Source organism: Parvimonas sp. M20 (assembly GCF_035282425.1).
In the GTDB taxonomy this organism is placed as follows: domain Bacteria; phylum Bacillota; class Clostridia; order Tissierellales; family Peptoniphilaceae; genus Parvimonas.
In genome coordinates this window covers 40,113-58,171 of record NZ_JAYKBQ010000008.1, presented here as the reverse complement: position 1 = coordinate 58,171, position 18,059 = coordinate 40,113, and the positions used below count along the sequence as shown (strand labels likewise).

16 protein-coding genes are annotated in these 18,059 nt (G+C 28.0%); 3 read left to right on the top strand and 13 right to left on the bottom strand.

The features are described from left to right. The 11 genes from VJI93_RS04965 to VJI93_RS04915 all read right to left on the bottom strand — a co-directional run bounded on the left by VJI93_RS04965 (nt 1) and on the right by VJI93_RS04915 (nt 13,710). Entirely contained in the window at nt 1-1,371 is a 1,371-nt protein-coding gene (locus VJI93_RS04965; protein ID WP_323999359.1) for a UDP-N-acetylmuramoyl-tripeptide--D-alanyl-D-alanine ligase, read from the bottom strand. 2 nt (nt 1,372-1,373) lie between these two features. Then, nucleotides 1,374-2,447, bottom strand: coding sequence for a D-alanine--D-alanine ligase family protein (locus tag VJI93_RS04960; RefSeq protein WP_323999358.1), 1,074 nt, complete (start codon nt 2,445-2,447; stop codon nt 1,374-1,376). A 424-nt stretch (nt 2,448-2,871) separates the two neighbouring features. Then, a complete protein-coding gene (locus tag VJI93_RS04955; protein ID WP_323999356.1) occupies nt 2,872-3,642 on the bottom strand; it encodes a YwaF family protein in 771 nt (256 codons plus the stop codon). 2 nt (nt 3,643-3,644) lie between these two features. Further along, nucleotides 3,645-4,550, bottom strand: a complete 906-nt coding sequence (locus tag VJI93_RS04950; RefSeq protein ID WP_323999355.1) for a C39 family peptidase — start codon at nt 4,548-4,550, stop codon at nt 3,645-3,647. A 3-nt stretch (nt 4,551-4,553) separates the two neighbouring features. Beyond that, nucleotides 4,554-5,624 carry a peptide chain release factor 1 gene (prfA, locus tag VJI93_RS04945; protein ID WP_323999354.1) on the bottom strand — a complete coding sequence of 357 codons (1,071 nt, stop codon included), beginning with the start codon at nt 5,622-5,624 and terminating at the stop codon, nt 4,554-4,556. Between the two features lie 287 nt (nt 5,625-5,911). Continuing rightward, nucleotides 5,912-6,994 carry an ABC transporter ATP-binding protein gene (locus tag VJI93_RS04940; RefSeq protein WP_324009213.1) on the bottom strand — a complete coding sequence of 361 codons (1,083 nt, stop codon included), beginning with the start codon at nt 6,992-6,994 and terminating at the stop codon, nt 5,912-5,914. Continuing rightward, nucleotides 6,995-7,522: an ABC transporter transmembrane domain-containing protein gene (locus tag VJI93_RS04935; RefSeq protein ID WP_323999351.1), complete on the bottom strand. Its 528-nt coding sequence runs from the start codon at nt 7,520-7,522 to the stop codon at nt 6,995-6,997. Between the two features lie 50 nt (nt 7,523-7,572). Continuing rightward, nucleotides 7,573-9,168, bottom strand: coding sequence for an ABC transporter ATP-binding protein (locus tag VJI93_RS04930; RefSeq protein WP_323999350.1), 1,596 nt, complete (start codon nt 9,166-9,168; stop codon nt 7,573-7,575). A gap of 379 nt (nt 9,169-9,547) precedes the next feature. Next, nucleotides 9,548-10,852: a betaine reductase selenoprotein B gene (grdH, locus tag VJI93_RS04925; RefSeq protein ID WP_323999349.1), complete on the bottom strand. Its 1,305-nt coding sequence runs from the start codon at nt 10,850-10,852 to the stop codon at nt 9,548-9,550. A gap of 11 nt (nt 10,853-10,863) precedes the next feature. Beyond that, nucleotides 10,864-12,189, bottom strand: a complete 1,326-nt coding sequence (locus tag VJI93_RS04920) for a glycine/sarcosine/betaine reductase component B subunit (RefSeq protein WP_323999348.1) — start codon at nt 12,187-12,189, stop codon at nt 10,864-10,866. Nucleotides 12,190-12,213: 24 nt separating this feature from the next. Beyond that, nucleotides 12,214-13,710 carry a BCCT family transporter gene (locus tag VJI93_RS04915; protein WP_323999347.1) on the bottom strand — a complete coding sequence of 499 codons (1,497 nt, stop codon included), beginning with the start codon at nt 13,708-13,710 and terminating at the stop codon, nt 12,214-12,216. A gap of 415 nt (nt 13,711-14,125) precedes the next feature. Here VJI93_RS04915 and VJI93_RS04910 point away from each other — a divergent pair, with 415 nt between their 5' ends. From VJI93_RS04910 to VJI93_RS04900, 3 genes are all read left to right on the top strand, one after another. Further along, on the top strand, nt 14,126-14,779 hold the full coding sequence (locus tag VJI93_RS04910) for a TetR/AcrR family transcriptional regulator (protein WP_323999346.1): 654 nt from the start codon (nt 14,126-14,128) through the stop codon (nt 14,777-14,779). A gap of 147 nt (nt 14,780-14,926) precedes the next feature. Further along, nucleotides 14,927-15,532: a TetR/AcrR family transcriptional regulator gene (locus tag VJI93_RS04905; RefSeq protein ID WP_323999345.1), complete on the top strand. Its 606-nt coding sequence runs from the start codon at nt 14,927-14,929 to the stop codon at nt 15,530-15,532. After that, a complete protein-coding gene (locus tag VJI93_RS04900) occupies nt 15,532-16,434 on the top strand; it encodes an alpha/beta fold hydrolase (protein WP_323999344.1) in 903 nt (300 codons plus the stop codon). The genes VJI93_RS04905 and VJI93_RS04900 overlap by 1 nt, the downstream gene beginning before the upstream one ends. A 54-nt stretch (nt 16,435-16,488) precedes the next feature. Here VJI93_RS04900 and VJI93_RS04895 read toward each other — a convergent pair whose 3' ends face one another. After that, a complete protein-coding gene (locus VJI93_RS04895) occupies nt 16,489-16,869 on the bottom strand; it encodes a hypothetical protein (protein WP_323999343.1) in 381 nt (126 codons plus the stop codon). 67 nt (nt 16,870-16,936) lie between these two features. Beyond that, nucleotides 16,937-18,022: an MGDG synthase family glycosyltransferase gene (locus VJI93_RS04890; protein WP_323999342.1), complete on the bottom strand. Its 1,086-nt coding sequence runs from the start codon at nt 18,020-18,022 to the stop codon at nt 16,937-16,939. Nucleotides 18,023-18,059: the final 37 nt, after the last annotated feature.

The window sequence follows — 18,059 nt, the reverse complement described above, 5'->3', positions numbered from 1 at the left end:
CTAAATCTCCTTTAACATTTCAATAATTTTTTCTAGTTTCATTCCTCTGCTTCCTTTTACCATAATCAAAGTATCTTCTGAAATGAGTTCCTTAACTTTCTTTACAACTCCTTCATTAGTTTCAAAATGGAAAAGATGGTTGACATTGAAATTTCTATTTGCTCCATTGTAAATTTCTTTAGCTAAATCTCCAATACATATTACATAGTCAATCTTATCTCTATCTATTTTTTCTCCAACAAAAAAATGTAATCTTCTTTCATCTTCTCCAAGCTCCAACATATCAGAAAGAATTAAAATTTTATTTTTATAGCCTTTCATAGTATAAACAGTTTCTATACAAGAAGTTAAACTTTGAGGATTTGACTTATAACAGTCATTTAAAATATCAAAACTTGGTAAGTGCATAAGTTCCATTCTCATTCCTGTAAGTTTTACCTTTGAAAGCCCTCTAACAATTTCTTGATAATCCATTCCCATAAGTCCTGCTATTGTTATCGCAACAGAAACATTGTAGATTTGATGTTTTCCTATAAAAGGAATACTATAAGCATACTCTCCGATTGAAAAACTGCTTCCCTCTTCATCGGAACGAATAGGTCTTATAATTACGTCAGAATCTTCTCTTGTTCCTATTTTGATAATTCTTTGAGGAATTGTATATTTCTTAACAACTTCTCTTAAAACTTCATCATCATTGTTATAAATAAAGACTCCATCAGGCTTTAATCCTTCTAAAATTTCAAACTTAGCCCTGGCAATATTTTCTTTAGTTCCAAGTTCTTGTAAATGACTATCTCCAATATTTGTGATAACTGCAATATCAGGTTTTGCAATATTTGTAAGAGTTCTAATATCTCCAAAATGATCCATTCCCATTTCTAAAACTATTGCCTGATCATCTAAATCCATTTCCATAATAGTTTTTGAAACACCTATTTCATTATTAAGATTTTTTGCAGTCTTATGAACTCTATATTTTTCTTCTAAAATTGCAGCTAAAATATCTTTAGTTCCTGTCTTACCATTTGAACCGGTTATTCCAATAACTTTAGCTTTTGTCGCCTTTAAATAACTACTTGCAAGTTTTTGATATGCTTGTAAAGTATCATCTACAACAATAATTCCAGCATCAAGATAAGGTGTAGGATGTTTTCTATCCCACAAAGTAGCAACTGCACCTTTTTGAATAGCATCAAAAGCAAAATTATGTCCATCAAATTTTTCTCCTACAAGAGGAATAAATAAATTATTTACTTGTATATTTCGCGTATCTGTAGAAATCCCTTCAATCACTGCATCTTTCATACTTACAGTAACTAAATGTCCTTCAACTATTTTAGCAATAGTTTCCAAAGTTGCTTTTAACATAATTACCCCCTATTTGTTGTCAAAGAATCTTTTTCTCTTTTATTTTCAATGGCAAGTTCAATCAACTCATCTAAAAAATCACTATAAGTCTTTCCGAAAGTTTTCATATACATTGCTGGTGCCATAGAAACGGCAGTCATTCCAGGGATTGTATTAATTTCATTAACTAGCATTTTTCTATCACTATCTCTTACAAAAATATCAACTCTTGCAAAGCCCTTACAATTTGTAACTGCATAAGCTCTCTTTGCTACAGATTGAATTTCTTTAATTTCTTCATCAGTTAAATCCCAAGGGATAATATGATCTGTAGTTTCGTCAAAATATTTTGCTTCATAGTCAAAAAACTCTCTAGTAACTTTTACGCCACCAGGTAAACTAGCTTTTAAAATATTATTCCCCATAACTAAAACTTGAAGTTCATCTCCAACAACTGCCTCTTCAACTAAAACTCTATTATCATACTTAAAAGCTTCAATTAGAGCTTGTTCAATTTCTTCTTTTTTAGTTACCTTTGTAACTCCGACACTTGAGCCCGCATTACAAGGCTTTACAAAAGAAACTTCTCCGATTCTTTCAAGAATATTTTTAATTTGTAAATCTTTATTTTTGTCAAACTCATACTTTGTAACTAAATAATATTCAGGTTGTAAAATTCCATTACCTGCAAAAACATCATTTGCCATTCCCTTATCCATACAAACGGCAGAAGATAAAACATTATTTCCCACATATGTAAGATCCATTATATCAAAAAAACCTTGAATAGTTCCATCTTCAGAAAATGTTCCATGCATTGCAGGAAAGAAAATAGCATTTTCATTTACAAAATTAGTTGCAAAAAATTGCGAAATAGAATCTGCAACATTTCCACTTCCTTTTACAACTAGCTCTTTTTCATTTTCAATATTTTTAGTATTTTCTCCTAGGTAATTCCATCTTCCACATTTATCTATATAAATAGGAAATATCTTATATTTTTTTCTATCTAAATTATTTACAACAGACTTAGCAGTTAAAACTGAAATTTCATGTTCAGTACTCTTCCCTCCATATAACAAATATAAATTTTTCATAATAAAACCCCTTCTTTATAATATAAATCTTATCTTATAGTATACCATAAAATGAGATTTTTTCATAATTCGATAAAAATATTTTTTGCTAAATTCAGTAAATAGCATCACTAAATCTATATTATTTTTATATTGTGTAAATACAATGACTATATATCATAATATTATTAGTATTTTTTTAACTTTTATCATCATTTATATGACTTCTGTTATATTCTCAACATTAGCTATAGTTTCCATAGCTGAACCTTATGTATCAAAAAAAAATAGTAATACAAAATCTAATTTAAATTACTAGAATTTCACAATAAAAAAGTACTACTCCCAAAACGCGAAAACAAGTAATGGATGCAGTACTTTTTATTGTAATTTATAATAGACTCTTCTATTTACTATTTCACTATTAATTCATCGTCAATTTTTTCTAATTCTCAATCTTTCTATTTATTATTTTAAATTTTCCATCTCTTGATTTCATAAAATATGAATGTACAAGGTATAACGCAAAATTTAATATCAACATCATTATCGCTATATATGTTAATGGATGCAATCTAACTGCTACATCTTTAAAAATTGGTGGTTCTGATAAGAAAGCATAATTACAGTCTGTCAGATTATTAAAAATAATAATCGCTATATGCAAAATATTTGTAAAAACAAAAACTTCCATATATTTTTTAAATGAAATTTCTATTTCCTCTACAAAGAATATATAACAACTTATCCAAAGTAACAAAGTATGTCCAACAAAAAAACTTATCCAAGTATAATGTGGAAATATAAATTTATCTAACTCTGGTGTTATAAGAGCTACAATCGAGCCTACAAAGCCTAAGTAGATACCTATTCTTTTCATTTTATTACTATTCAAAAATACCCCACAAATCAAACATAAAATCGCCACTCTACAATCATACAGAGGTAAACTTGTCTCTATTGAGAAAGCCCCACTTAATATATACCAAGCATATAATATTATTTGTTGAAATAATAATATTATAACAAAGATTTTCAAAATATTTTTATTGCCATTTTTAATTTTTTCTCTATATTTATAAATTAAAATTGCTCCTGTAAATGCAATTAAAACAAGTAAAATATGCGTTAAACCATATTTTTCTATGTCATATCCCTCAGGCTTTGACCTAAAGAAATAAATAAAAAAATCTAAAATTCTTTCTAAAAAATTCAACCCTACTCTCCTTTAGTAAAAGACCAAGCATTCTTTATCTGAGATTTTAATCTTTCAAAACTCCACTTTTCGCTTGTATTTGTAGGACTATTTGGGTCATTTATTATGAACATACCATCTTCATCAACTCCAACCAAAACAATATAATGTCCTATTGAAGAAAAATCTCCAGGCCCTACATTCGCAATTATAGGTCTTCCACTTTTTAATTCATTTTTAAAAACTTCTTCATCTGTCTTCAAATCTTTAACTTTTAATCCATATTTTTTGGGAACTTCTTTAAAATAATTCCAACCCGTTCCTGATCCTTCAGCGTATTCTTCATATTTTGCCAATTCAACAGGAGTTATGGAATTATCTTTCAAAAGTCCAGAAACAACCATTGCCATTGAAGTTGGTCCACAACCATTTATTGCTATATTATCATCAGTATATTTCTTTTGTCCCCAACGTCTATCCCATTGTAAATAATATGGAATATCTCTTTTAAAATCAACACTTTCGCCAGTAAAATTATCAACTGTTCTATTTTCAAGCTTGTCCTTAACAAAAAGTTTTGCAGAAGGATTTTTATAAAGCATAGCTAAATAACCATAACTTAATTTATCTTTGCTTTTTAATATTTCTTGAATATCTGAATCCTCACTATTTTTAAGACCTTCAAGAACAGTTTTTTCAGTTAAAATACTTGCCTTTTTACCTGTATTAACTTTTGTTGAAAGTTTAGTTACATCTATTCCATTAGCATTTAAAGGTTTTGGCTTAGTTTCAACCTCTTTCACTGTATTAACTACAGCTTTATTTTCTTTTTTCGCAAAAACGAAATTGAAAAATACGAAAACTCCAAATATATACAATACAAGATAAATACCAATTTTAGTTAATTTATTTTGTAAATTTTGATTCATAATCTACTCCGCAATTGCTAGCATCTTTTTAGCTTGATCACTTGTAATTAGAGCATCTATCATATCTGAAATATCTCCGTTTAAGAAACCATCCAATTGATAAATAGTCATATTTATTCTATGATCTGTAACTCTTCCTTGAGGGAAATTATATGTTCTTATTCTTTCAGATCTATCTCCTGACCCTATTTGTGATTTTCTTGCATCTGCAATGTCCTTATTTTGTTCTTCTTGATACTTTTCATAAAGTCTTGATTTCAAAATCTTCATTGCCTTATCCTTGTTCTTAAGTTGCGACTTTTCATCTTGACAAGTTACAACAACTCCTGTAGGAATATGTGTAATTCTAACAGCAGAGTCAGTTGTATTTACACATTGTCCACCATTACCACTCGCTCTATAAACATCAATTCTAAGATCATTTTGATTTATAACAACATCGACATCTTCAACTTCCGGTAAAACTGCAACAGTTGCTGCAGAAGTATGTATTCTTCCACTTGATTCCGTAGCAGGAACACGTTGAACTCTATGAACACCACTTTCATATTTTAGTTTTGAATATGCACCCTGACCTTTAACCAAGAAAACAACTTCTTTTATTCCTCCGACACCTTGTTCTGAAATACTCATTATTTCAGTTTTCCATCTTTGTTTGTCAGCAAACATTCTATACATTCTAAGCAAATCTTCTGCAAAAAGTCCCGCTTCATCTCCACCAGTACCGGCTCTTACTTCCATAAATACATTCTTTTCGTCATTAGGGTCTTTTGGTAATAATAAAATTTTAAGATCTTGTTCTTCCTTTTCAATACTATCTTCCAGCTCAGAAATTTCTTCCTTGACAAGTTCTTTCATTTCATCATCCAGACTTTCTTTTAACATCTCTTTATTTTCTTCAAGTTCTTTCTTATGCTTGGAATATTCTCTATATTTTTCAACAATCGGCTTCATATCGCCATGTTCTTTAGCAAGTTTTTGCCAAACATTCATATCTTTCATAATTTCAGGATCTATGATTTTCTTTTCAAGTTCCTCAAATTTTTCCACTAATAATTCTAATTTATCAAACAAAGTATATCTCTCCTTTTGTAACTACAATCAACTTTAATTTATCTTAACAATTTATTTTTATCTAAAATATGTAGCTTTATCAACAAGTGTAAAGCTAATAATTAAATCACAAATCCTTTTTGATTATTTTTTATGCTTGTTATGATGAAATATAAGTAGCTTTGCCATTGGGCGCAAAGTTACCTATATTATATCACATATATACACATATTGTAAATTTTTTTCACTAAAAAATCTGCTATAAAACAACCCGACACATAAGTATCGGGAATGAAATTCTTTTATCTTTATTTAGAAAGTTCTAAATTTTTGTTATTTATAGTATAAATTTCATCAGCAATTTCTTCATAAAGCAAATCGTGAGCTATTAAAATCATTATGCTTTTTCTCTTTTCTTCTTCTAGAAAATCTCTTAAAATAGCTTTTGATTCAACATCTAAATTTGCTGAAGGTTCATCAAGTAAAATAATACTCTTTTCTTGCATAAATGTTCTTATCAAAAATAGTTTTTGCTGTTCTCCAAGTGAAAGATTTGCAGGATTTGTTTTAACTTCATAATTTTCATCTTTTGCATTAAATCTTTTCAAAAGATTTCGCATCTTTGAAATTTGTTCTTCCCTTTCTATCTCAGTTAAAACTATATTTTCTCTAACAGTTCCGTTAAACAACATTGCAGGATTATATAAGTAGGAAATATCCTCTTTTTTATCCTCGGATATTCTAAAATATCCACCTTTTTCCTTAATTTGTTTTATGGAATAAACTCCTGCAAGTAAATTTAAAAGCGTAGTTTTTCCTGTTCCATTATCACCTTTTAGAATATAAAGCCCATTTTTAGAAATTGTAAAATCATCTATTTTAAATAATAACTCATCTTTTGCATTTGTAATTTCGACATTTTTAATTTCTATAGAATTTTCTTGTTTTACAAAAAGTTTTGAATAATTATTTTCTTCATTTTCATAGTTTAAAAAGTTTCTAATTCTTTCAAAACTTGCTACTGAAGAATTTGCATTTGCCTTTAAATTTGCAATGGACGTTATCGGAGTATAAATCATTTGAGCATATTGTAAAAACATAATCAATGTTCCAATAGTAAAAATTCCTCTATGAACAAAACTTGCCCCCAAGATTAACACTATAAAAGGGCTAAGAGTTGAAATAAATTTTGGAAATTCCATATTTAAAATTAAAAATTTATGTTTTGTACCTGTAATATTCCAACGTTTTTCTGCTATATAATTAAATTTCTTAAAAAACAAGCCCCAAGCCTTAAACAACTCAATACTTGTTTTTTTATAAACAACATCTTCTTCTTGCTCAAAAATTTTGTCATTTAATTTCATCTCTTCACTTGCAAGTTTTTCCATTCAATTTTTATTAAAATAATTTCCAAGATAATAAATCGGTATTAATACAAAAGTTATTATTGCAAGTATGTAATTAATTTTTATCAGTATAAGAGCTACTAATAAAATCTTTATAGAATCCACTACTAAATCTATTTTTAAATTAATATATGTATAAATTACAGCTATATCATAATTCAAAAGATTCAATACCTTAGCCTTGCTCATCCCCTCATAGTCCGGTGTATTTATCTTAGAAATCTTTTTTACAATTTGTTTTTGATATTTTAAAGCAGTTTTATTACAAAATATCTGATTTAGATAATCACATAAATAGCTAATTCCATGAACAAAAACTGCAAATACAATTATCCCAAATATGTATAAATATAACTTTCCACTGTCCATATTCCCTACATTATCAAGAATACTCTTAAAAATATAAGGAAAAATAAGTGAAATAAAATAAACTCCCAGCGAAAAAATACATAGAAAAATAACACTGGATTTTTTTAACTTAATCGGCAAATAGAATTTTGAATTTTTCATTAGAAAACAACTCCTCCTTAGGAAATATATATTTAACTTAGATACATTTATCAGTTTTTTATTATATTAATTTTTTCTCCTGTAAATTCTAAAATATAGTCATACATTATTAAATTTTCTTCTGAATAATTGTGAGAAATATTAATAAACCCTAAGTTTTTATCACTTAAAATCATTTTTTCAATTATTGAAATTGAATTTTTATCAATATTGCTCATGGCCTCATCAAATACCAAAAAATTACTATTTCTAAGTAAAGCTCTAGCAATTATAATTTTTTGTTTTTCACCACCGGAAATTGAAAGATTCAATTCATTCAAATTTTCGTTTCTATTTTCTATAAGTTTTTTATCCAAATTCACTTTATTTAAAATATCATAAATCAAATTATCCGCAAATTTTTTAAATAAAGTTATATTTGAAACTATATTTTCATTGAATAGGAAAGAATTTTGTTCAACATAGACAAGATTTTTTGAAATATTAGGATAATCCTTTATATTTTTACCATTTATCTTTATATTTCCACTATAATTTTCAAACTCCCCAAACAATAATTTCAAAATTGTACTCTTACCGGATCCATTTTGACCTCTTATGAGATACTTTTTCCCACTTTCAAAAACATTTGAAAAATTATCAATAATATATTTATTCTCATTATAAGAGAAACTTACATTTTCAAATTCAATTTTCTCAACTCTCTCTTGCTTATTTTCTTCAAACTCACAATCGGATAAGGTATTAAATAAATCATTTTTAACTTTCTTTATAGAAAATACAGTTATCAAATAGCTGGAAATGGTATTAATCGGATAGATTAACAACTCTGATAATTGCAATATGGCAATAAAAGCACCTATTGTTTCTTTTCCGCTGACAATAGAGCTGATTACAACATAATAAATTAGAAACTGGGATATAAACGAAATTGCTCCCATGCTAATTTCTAGAACTGCATTTTTTATGCTATATCTATAAGCATATTTTTGTTCATCAGATGAGATAGACTCCATTTTATCATTTATATTTTTTTCTACGGAATATCTTTTTATAGTGCCTATTCCCTCAACAATATCGTAAAAAGCTGTATTTAATCGTCTTAGTCCTAAAATGCTCTTTTCCCTTATTCTTTGCATATCTATTTCAAAAAAATAAGGAATTAGAATTGATATAATATTTGTTCCTAGAATAATAAATGATGCAATAATATTTAATGAAAACAGCAAATACATATACCAAATAATAGATACTGCTTGAAATATAATATGTGGTATTGTTAAATAGTATTCTTCTACAACAGATTCTATCTCATTATTATAAATAGAATAAAGCTCTTGAGGATTTTCTCCCTTTTTACCTTTAAACAAAATTCCTCTGACAAAAAGATTTCTAAGCTTCATGTATAATAATCTTCTATACTTAGCATTCAACAATTTACCAACAAATTCAGAACACAATACTAAAACTATTAGTAGTGCATATTTTACAAAATATCCAAAAATTTTATCAAATTGTTTTTCTGTAATACTATCAGTAATTTCCTTAATTATCATTGGCATATTAGCATTTGAATAAACTGTAAAAATACTAAAAATAACAATTAATATAGAATATAAATAAATATTTTTCTTTAATTTTTTCATAATAACTAATACTCCATAAATTTCAATTATACAAAATAATTTTTCAATATTTTACATAATCATTGTATCATAGTAAATGAGTTTTTTCAACGATTTAATAGTTTCTTATCTTTGTCTATAATATAGCTCTTGAATAAAAAAATAGCTATGCAAAAATTTTACATAGCTTATTTTCTATAAATTTTAAGTGTGGTATTTACATCCTAATAATATGATTGTGATTAGTGTGTTTATATTTGTTATTTTAAATCTATTCAAAATAATTATTACTTAAGAAGTAAATGTATTTTCAATATACCCTTTCTTAATAAAAAATATTTATTTTATAAAGATTTCTTCTAAAAATATTAAATCTTAAATCTATTCTTTATCATACTACTTAAATTTTAAATACAGTTTGTTCTTTAATATCAGTTGTTAATGCTTCTAAAGCTAATTTTGTTCTTGAGTAACGTAACTTATATTGTTCTTCTTTACTTGTACTAGGATCTCCTAGTGGATAAGGAATTGATATTGTAGGAACAATTCTATTTGTTCCTACTGTAATAGCAACTGGAACCAAATTACACATTTGTACGATTGGAATTCCTGCCTTTTCAATTTCTTTTACTATCGTTGCTCCGCAACGTGTACAGGTACCTCAAGTAGAAACCATAATACATGCATCAACTCCTGCCTCTTGAAGTTTAGCTAGCATTTCATGTCCCATTCTCTTTGCTTCTGCTTGTGTAGTTCCAGTTCCTACTGTTGAATAAAAATATTCATGTAACTCGCCGAATACACCTTCCTTTTTAAGCTCAACCAGCACATCCCAAGGAACAATTACATTAGGATTAGCATCTGCTGCCGCAGGGTCAAATCCGGCATGAATTGTTTTAAATTCTCCACCTTTTAATCTTTCCATTGATGAACAGTTATAACGTCCCCATCTTGTTGCTGATGCAGATTGAATCCTATCAGGATTGTCAACAGGAACAATACCTCCTGTGTTTAATACGGCAATTTTAGCTTTTTTCAAATCTTTTATAGGACTTGCTATTGGTACTAAATCTTTTTTAGGGATTGGAAGTTCTGTAATATATTCTTCTCCTGCAATCTTCTTAAGAAGCATATCAACTCCACGTCTTGCTGCTGAAACAGGTTCTTCCAACCAAACTTGATGTCTAATTCCCCTTTCGAAATATCCTTCAACTTTTGCACCTTTTGTTTCTTTTCCTAACAATATTTTATTTACATAAAGAGCCATTTTTTCTGTATCCTTTTTAACAAAAGCGGCTGAATTTCCTCCTTCAAAAATGGGCATCTTAAGTTTAAACATTTCTACACCTGGATTTTCAACATGCATTGAAGTTACAACAGGAACGTTAAATTTTTCTTTTACTGCTTCACAGATGTTTCCACAAGCAACACCATAACGTCCAGCTTGAAATGCAGGTCCTGCTATAAATACATCAAACTCAATTTTTTCCAACATTCCTAAAATTTCATTGATAGCATCTTGAGTATTAGAACCCATGTAGTTATCTCCACAAACAACTGTATGAGTTATTTCAGCATCCAATTTTGATTGTAGCGCAATACCGGGACCGATTTTTCCCTCTTTTAATTCAGGCTTGTAATCAGCCTTATCTTCTCCACCAATACCAGCAAAGAATTGATTTATATAATGAACAACTTTTTTCATATTAACACCCCTTAAAATTCTTTCATAGTTTTTATAGACCATCCTGCAATAGCGTCTCCACAGAACATTGCATTATTTTCCATAATTATAGAACCATCTTCTTTTACTGATGAACCTAGAATTTCATCAAAAGGCCAACCACCTGATAATCCATCTCTCGCAAGAGCTTCAAGTTCTCCAATAACTTTCTTTCTTGGTGGCAACTTAATTAATTCAGAAACATTTCCTGAAGAAACTAATGCATTAGCTTTTTCGTCTAAAACTACAAGTGGTTGAGATGCTCCATCACGACCTGTACATTCATTACTGATACCTACAGTTTTAACTCCAATATCTTCTAAAGCTACTATACATCTAATATAATCAGTATCAGGATTACCATATCCCTCTTCCGTAACTATTGCAGCTTCAGCTCCCAAATATTTTGCTATATTAGACATTATAATTGCTGATCTTTCTTTTTGATCTAAAGCAACATTTAAGTTAGACATTATAACTCCTACAAAGTTAATTGTTTTTCCGTGTTCTTTATATAGTTCTCTGATTGTTGGGAAATTTTGAAAATCATAAGTTGACCATTTTGATGAACAAGGCATAAAACTTCCTGAAATTATAGCTCCATCAAGCACTTCACATGGATTCATAAATGTAGGTACAAAATGATTCATATCCCATCCATAAATTAAATCATTATATCCCATTTCTTCCATTTGTGATTGAGGTTGCATTACCAAAACAACTTTAGGTAAACTATTTATTTTTTCACTTCTATTCAAGACTGGATCAAATTCAAAAACTTCTGTCTCTTCTGGATTTAATTCTTTTACTGTTTTTCCTAAATATTCTGCAAATTTGTGAGTTGCCCATCTAATTGCATGATTTTTCTTTTGTTGTTCATGTCTTTCAAATTCTTCATCAGTATCTGCAACAATGCAAATGTTAATTAACTGCCCAAATATAGTGTATTTTTGCCCTTCTCCGCACATATCAATCAATCCGTCTCCAAAACTTCCCCAGTGCATACCTACACCAAGAACACTTACACCTTTAAGAGCATGAAGTTTACCTTCTCCACAAGGAACTATATCTCCTGTTACACCCGGAAATAAGGTTCTTCCATCAACTCTAACTCGAGGTTCAACTGCTTCCTTTATAGGAACAATTCTAACATCTTCTCCCGGTTTTGCAATTTCTATATCAACTTCTGTGATATGTTCGTCTTGTAAAATAAATTTACAAGCCTCTTTTTTGTTAATTGTTAAAATTCCGTTTTCAAAGAAAGTTTTATCTCCAAAAACAACATCTTTAACATGAAAATTACCTATTTCTAATTTCATAGAAAACCTCCTTATTTTTAATTACTAAATTTTATTATCTATTATAAACTCATCTGTTTTCAATGCTTTCACAAGGGAATACATACTTAATAACATTATAAATGCAAACGGAAATGCAGCTATAATTGAAATAGTTTGTAACATTTTTAATCCACTTGTTGAACCTATCATAAGTGATAATGCAAGAGCTGACTGAACAACTCCCCAAATTGTTTTCTTTGTATTTGTAGGATTCAAATCTCCTTCTTGCGATAACATCCCTAAAACAAAAGTTGCAGAATTTGCAGACGTTATAAAGAATGTGAACAAAAGGATTATAGCAACAAATGATAGAATAGCCCCAAAAGGAATTTCACTCATTACTATAAAGAATGCAGTTGCTGAGCTTTTACTTGCTTCAAGTAAAACTTTTCCAGCAGTAGAAAAGTCAATTCCTGCAAAAATTGAAAACCAAATAAATGAAACTATTGTAGGAACCAACATAACTCCTGCAATAAACTCTTTTATGGTTCTTCCTTTAGAAATTCTTGCAATGAAAATTCCTGTAAATGGTGCCCAAGCTATCCACCAAGCCCAATAGAACACGGTCCAGTCACCAAACCATGAATTTTCTCCAAAAGCACCGACTTCCAATGAATTTTGAATAAAATTTTGAATATAAAGTCCTGTTCCTTCAACGAAAGTTCTTAATATTTTAACAGTTGGTCCAAGAAGAAATGATCCAACTAACAAAACTACAACCAAAATTAAATTCAAATCCGAAACAGTTTTAATTCCTTTTTCAACACCTGAAATAGCTGTCCAAGTATAAATTAAAGTAATTGAAATAACTAAAATTATCTGAACAATAGGAGTTTCAGGAACTTTGAACATATAATTCAATCCACTGTTGATTTGTTGGGTTCCAAGTCCTAAAGAAGTTGCCATTCCTGCAGCAGTAGCAAATACAGCCAAAATATCAATTATTTTCCCTAATGGGCCTCTAACCCCTTTTTCCCCTAATATAGGAATAAATATACTACTTATTAAACCTGGTTTTCCTTTTCTAAATTGCATATAAGCAAGTCCTAACCCTAATATACAATAATTCGCCCAAGGATGAAGTCCCCAGTGTAAAAATGATTTTGTAATTGCAAACTTAGCTGCTTCTTCTGTCATTCCTTTCCCATTTATTGGATTTAGATAATGACTTAAGGGTTCAGATATTCCAAAGAATACTAATCCAATTCCCATACCAGCAGAAAATAACATTGCAAACCAAGATGCATTTGAAAATTCCGGTTTTGAATCATCTCCACCTAACTTTATGTTTTTATACTTACTAAAGAATCCAATCCAAATTGCAAACACAATGAACGAAGTCATAGTAAAAGTGTAAAACCAGTTAAAATATGTAGATAAAAATTTAAAAGATGCATTACCAGCCGTTTCAAAAGATGACGGACTTAAAAATCCCCAAAAAACGATTGCTAATGTCAATACTATTGAAGCATAAAACACGGTATTACTTTTTTTGTTCATTTTTTCCTCCTTTTTTCTTTTTTAAATTCTTTTTTCTATCCTTTAAAATATAAAAAACCCACAAAAATTTCAAACTCTTAATTTTAATCATAGCAAATCTTTTTAAATTAAGTTATTTTATAATCATGATTATTTTTTAACCTATAATAAATATATCATAAATTTTAATCGTTTGCAATAGATTTTTATAAAAAAGTAATTTTATTTTTCTATTATTTTATTTTAAGTTGATATTAGATTATCAATTTTTTTCTAATTGAATTACTTTAAACGATATATAACAATTCAAAAAATATATTTTAACAAAAAAATACAAAGTTGGTTAATATTAATATATTTTTTAAATACTAAAATTGTTATATTTGATATTATCTCAATTTTATGTTAGAATAGTACGGTATATAGGAGAGTTGATATGAATGCTTTAGATAAAAAAATGATACAAAAATCTCGAATGGTAAAATATTTTGTTGATGCCACGATAGATATAATAGAAAAAGATGGCTATGATGCTGTTACAATACGAAAAGTTGCCGATATAGCCGGATATAACAGTGCAACCATTTATAATTATTTTGACAACTTAGAACATTTATTATTTTTTGCATCAATGCATTATTTACAAGAATATATAGATGAACTGCCAAGTTATGTAAAATCAGCAAATGATTCTAGGGATATATATTTGCTTGTTTGGCAATGTTACACAGATTGTGCTTTTAGAAGACCTGAAATTTATTATACTATTTTCTTTTCAAACTTAAAACAAAATTTAGAACAGTATGTTGAAAGTTATTACAGTTACTTTCCTTTAGATATTAAACAATATCCAAAAGCAGTTAGAGAAATGCTTTTGTCTAAATCTATAAAAACAAGAAGCTTTTATTTGATGCAAGATTGTATTGAAGAAAATATAGTTTCAGAAGAGAGAGCTGAAATTATTGATAATTTAGTAATTTGTGTATTTGAAAGTATGCTATTAAAAGTTTATAGTGAAAGTATAAGTGCTTCTGTCGCAAAAGAACTTGTAAATAATTATATAATTGAAATATTTGATAAAATGAGATAAGTATTTATCTCGTTTTTTTATAGGAAAATTTAGAATTATTTTGAATATAATATATTTGTAAAATAAAAACTCTTAAAACTTGACAGCTAATCGAAATTAGCTTATAATATAATTAAGCTAATCATAATTAGCTCGAGAGGAGAATTTATGAATACTAAAGATAAAATAATGTATGAAGCCTTAAAACTTTTTGCTCAAAAAGGATACTCTGATGTTTATGTAAAGGACATTGCAATGATGGTTGGTATTAAGGCTCCTAGCTTATATAAACATTTTAAAAGTAAACAAGAAATTTTTGAGAGCTGTATAGAAATATTTTATAAAAAAATGAATGAGAAACGAGATATACTTTTATTGCCTAGAAATTCTAACAACAGTGATATGTATCTTAATAAAAAAAGAGAAGATATTATTGAAATTTCAAAGGAATTATTTGAGTTTTATATTTTAGATGAAATCGCTTCAAATTTTAGAAAAATGTTAATAATAGATCGTTATAGAGAAAGTCAAATCAATGATTTGTATGAAAAAATCTTTTTAAATGAACCCATAAAATATCAAACACAAGTGTTTTCTCAATTAATCCCACCTAAAAAACTGAAATCTACCAGTGCAGAAGATATAGCTAAAATATTTTATTCCCAAATCTATTTTTTACTTCAAAAATATGATTGTAAAAAAGAAAGTTTAGAAGATGGAAAAAAAGAGCTTGAACACTTTATAAACCTATTTTGTAATACTTTGGAGTTGTGATGAAAAATTTAAAACTATTATTTGTTATTATAATTATATCTATATCATTTTATACTATAATTATGAGTATTAAGCTGACTATTGATTTAAAAGACGCTAAAGAACAATTAAAAAGCTATCAACCGAGTCAAATGATTCTATCTTATGGAAATATAGAATATCTCGACAGAGGAGATGGAGAAGTTTTACTAGTCTGCCATGGTATCTTTGGAGGTTTTGATCAGGGTTATGAAAGTTTAAAAGATTTAACTAAAGATTTTAGAATATTGTCCCCATCACGTTTTGGATACCTAAACAGTCATGTATTAGGAAAAGGAACTCCTGAAGAACAATGTAAAGCATATATTGAGCTTTTAGATAAATTAAATATCGATAAAGTATTTATTGTAGGGACTTCAGCAGGAGGAACTGTAGCAATTCGTTTTGCACTGGACTATCCAAATAGATGTAAAGGACTTATTCTATACAGTTCTGCAATGCCTGAGACAGAAAAACCTAAGAAAATAAATTTATATCAAGCACCTCCTAATTTTTTATGTAATAATCTTCCTATGTACTTGATTAGTCCTTTCTTTAAAACTATTATGGGTATGGAAAGGAATGTAGTCAAAACAATGTTACCAATTGATAAAAGAAAAAAAGGAGTAAAAATAGATGGAGAAATTACTAATCCAGATATGGCAGTGAATTATGATAATTATATTATTGAAGAAATTGAAATCCCAACATTAATTTTTCAATCAAAAGATGACAAAATAACAAAATATGAAAAATTTATTACTTCAGTAAAAAGATTTAAAAATAGCACTTTGAAAATATTTGAAACTGGTGGTCATCTTTTAGTAGGGCATGAAAAAGAAATTAATGACACAGTAAAAAATTTTATTAATGCTCATAAGTAAGTAATAAACAACAAAAAATGAGAGTTAACAAACTCTCATTAAAAATATATAATATTATTTTTGGGATCCTCCACTTTTTGATTCTTTTACATTCTTAATATAATTTTCAGCAGCCTTTCCTAATTTAATTACTTCTTCTTTATCAATTTTGTCTTCTTTAACTTGAGCAATTAAATTTTCATATTTTTTTTCAATGCTTTCTTTGTCAGAATCCTTTAAATTAGGAATTGTCAATTCAAGTGCTTTTTGTTCTTCTAAAGCCTTAATAGTTTTATTCTTTTCTTCTTCAGAAGCCTTTTCCTTCTTAGGTTCTTCTTTTTTTTCTTCCTTCTTTTCTTCTGCTTTCTTGTTTTCAGCTGGTTTTGATTGACAAGCAACCATTGATCCCATTAGGAATATAGCCATAGCAGAAATTAAATATTTTTTAATTTTCATATAAAACCTCCTAAAAATCTTTGTCCACAATGGATTATACTATAAGAAAACATTTTTGTCAATGAATTTAACTAATTTTTTCAACTAATTCTGCAATTTTGTCTACAGAAAATCCATCTGCAATATCTTTCATATTCAAAGCCATATATTCTACTCTTCTTCGATTTTTGTAAAACTTTTTTATTTCCTTTATAACAGCATCAACACTATTTGCATAAACACCTATTTCTTCCTCGACAATAAAATTTTTATTTTCTTCTTCATGTCCTGGAATAAAAAATGGGATTATAAGAGGAATATTTTTAATAATTGCCTCTGAAACTGTAAGTCCACCAGGTTTTGTAATCAAAATTTGATTTTCTTCCATCAGTCTTGCTATTTCATTTGTATAACCTAAAATTTCAAGTCTATTTTCATCTACAAACAGACTGTATTTTTTCTCAAGTTTTTCTTTTAATTCCTCATTTTTACCACAAACCATAGTAAGTTTGATATCATTTGAAATATCAAGTATCGGCATTATATATTCTGAAAAATCATTCATTCCCAAAGTTCCAAATATAGTTAAAATATTAAAGCCATCCTTTTTTTCAAAATGTCTTTCCTTAAAACTATCACTTATAGGAATTCCAAAAGCACAAATCCTATCTTGTTTTATTCCGTCGTCAATCATTCTATTTTTCGTGAATTCACTTGCTACAACATAATAATCCACATAGTCACTAAAATACATCTTATGTGTTATAAAATCTGTAATTACAGAAATGAAAGGAACATCATAATATTTTTTTTGCTTTATATGTTCCATTACCCCGATTGCAAAAACATGAGTACCTATAACTACATTAGGTTTTCTTTCTTCTAAAATAGGTAATATTTTATTGCTTAACATATTTAAAATCGGTTTTGAAAAAATATTTTGCGACTGTGTTATATTCGTTCCTTTGTATATAAGTCCGAAAATTTCGGGAGTTTTTGTTACTATTCCCAAATATCCACCAACAAGTAAACTATCTAACTTTTCAGAAATTCCTTTTAATAAATCTATTTCTTCTACATCAAAATCTCTTTGTTCGAGCTTTTCTCTTATATTATTAGCTGCCTTATTATGTCCACCACCAAAAGATGCTGTCAAAATTAAAGCTTTTTTCATCTTAATCCTCACTTTATAGAAAGAGTCGGAAAATTTC

What these genes read in the sequence shown, in the direction of transcription:
- VJI93_RS04965 (WP_323999359.1), bottom strand. Translation starts at nt 1,371, where the DNA reads ATGTTAAAAGCAACTTTGGAAACTATTGCTAAAATAGTTGAAGGACAT.
- VJI93_RS04960 (WP_323999358.1), bottom strand. Translation starts at nt 2,447, where the DNA reads ATGAAAAATTTATATTTGTTATATGGAGGGAAGAGTACTGAACATGAA.
- VJI93_RS04950 (WP_323999355.1), bottom strand. Translation starts at nt 4,550, where the DNA reads ATGAATCAAAATTTACAAAATAAATTAACTAAAATTGGTATTTATCTT.
- VJI93_RS04940 (WP_324009213.1), bottom strand. Translation starts at nt 6,994, where the DNA reads ATGGAAAAACTTGCAAGTGAAGAGATGAAATTAAATGACAAAATTTTT.
- VJI93_RS04935 (WP_323999351.1), bottom strand. Translation starts at nt 7,522, where the DNA reads ATGAAAAATTCAAAATTCTATTTGCCGATTAAGTTAAAAAAATCCAGT.
- VJI93_RS04930 (WP_323999350.1), bottom strand. Translation starts at nt 9,168, where the DNA reads ATGAAAAAATTAAAGAAAAATATTTATTTATATTCTATATTAATTGTT.
- VJI93_RS04920 (WP_323999348.1), bottom strand. Translation starts at nt 12,189, where the DNA reads ATGAAATTAGAAATAGGTAATTTTCATGTTAAAGATGTTGTTTTTGGA.
- VJI93_RS04915 (WP_323999347.1), bottom strand. Translation starts at nt 13,710, where the DNA reads ATGAACAAAAAAAGTAATACCGTGTTTTATGCTTCAATAGTATTGACA.
- VJI93_RS04910 (WP_323999346.1), top strand. Translation starts at nt 14,126, where the DNA reads ATGAATGCTTTAGATAAAAAAATGATACAAAAATCTCGAATGGTAAAA.
- VJI93_RS04905 (WP_323999345.1), top strand. Translation starts at nt 14,927, where the DNA reads ATGAATACTAAAGATAAAATAATGTATGAAGCCTTAAAACTTTTTGCT.
- VJI93_RS04900 (WP_323999344.1), top strand. Translation starts at nt 15,532, where the DNA reads ATGAAAAATTTAAAACTATTATTTGTTATTATAATTATATCTATATCA.
- VJI93_RS04895 (WP_323999343.1), bottom strand. Translation starts at nt 16,869, where the DNA reads ATGAAAATTAAAAAATATTTAATTTCTGCTATGGCTATATTCCTAATG.
- VJI93_RS04890 (WP_323999342.1), bottom strand. Translation starts at nt 18,022, where the DNA reads ATGAAAAAAGCTTTAATTTTGACAGCATCTTTTGGTGGTGGACATAAT.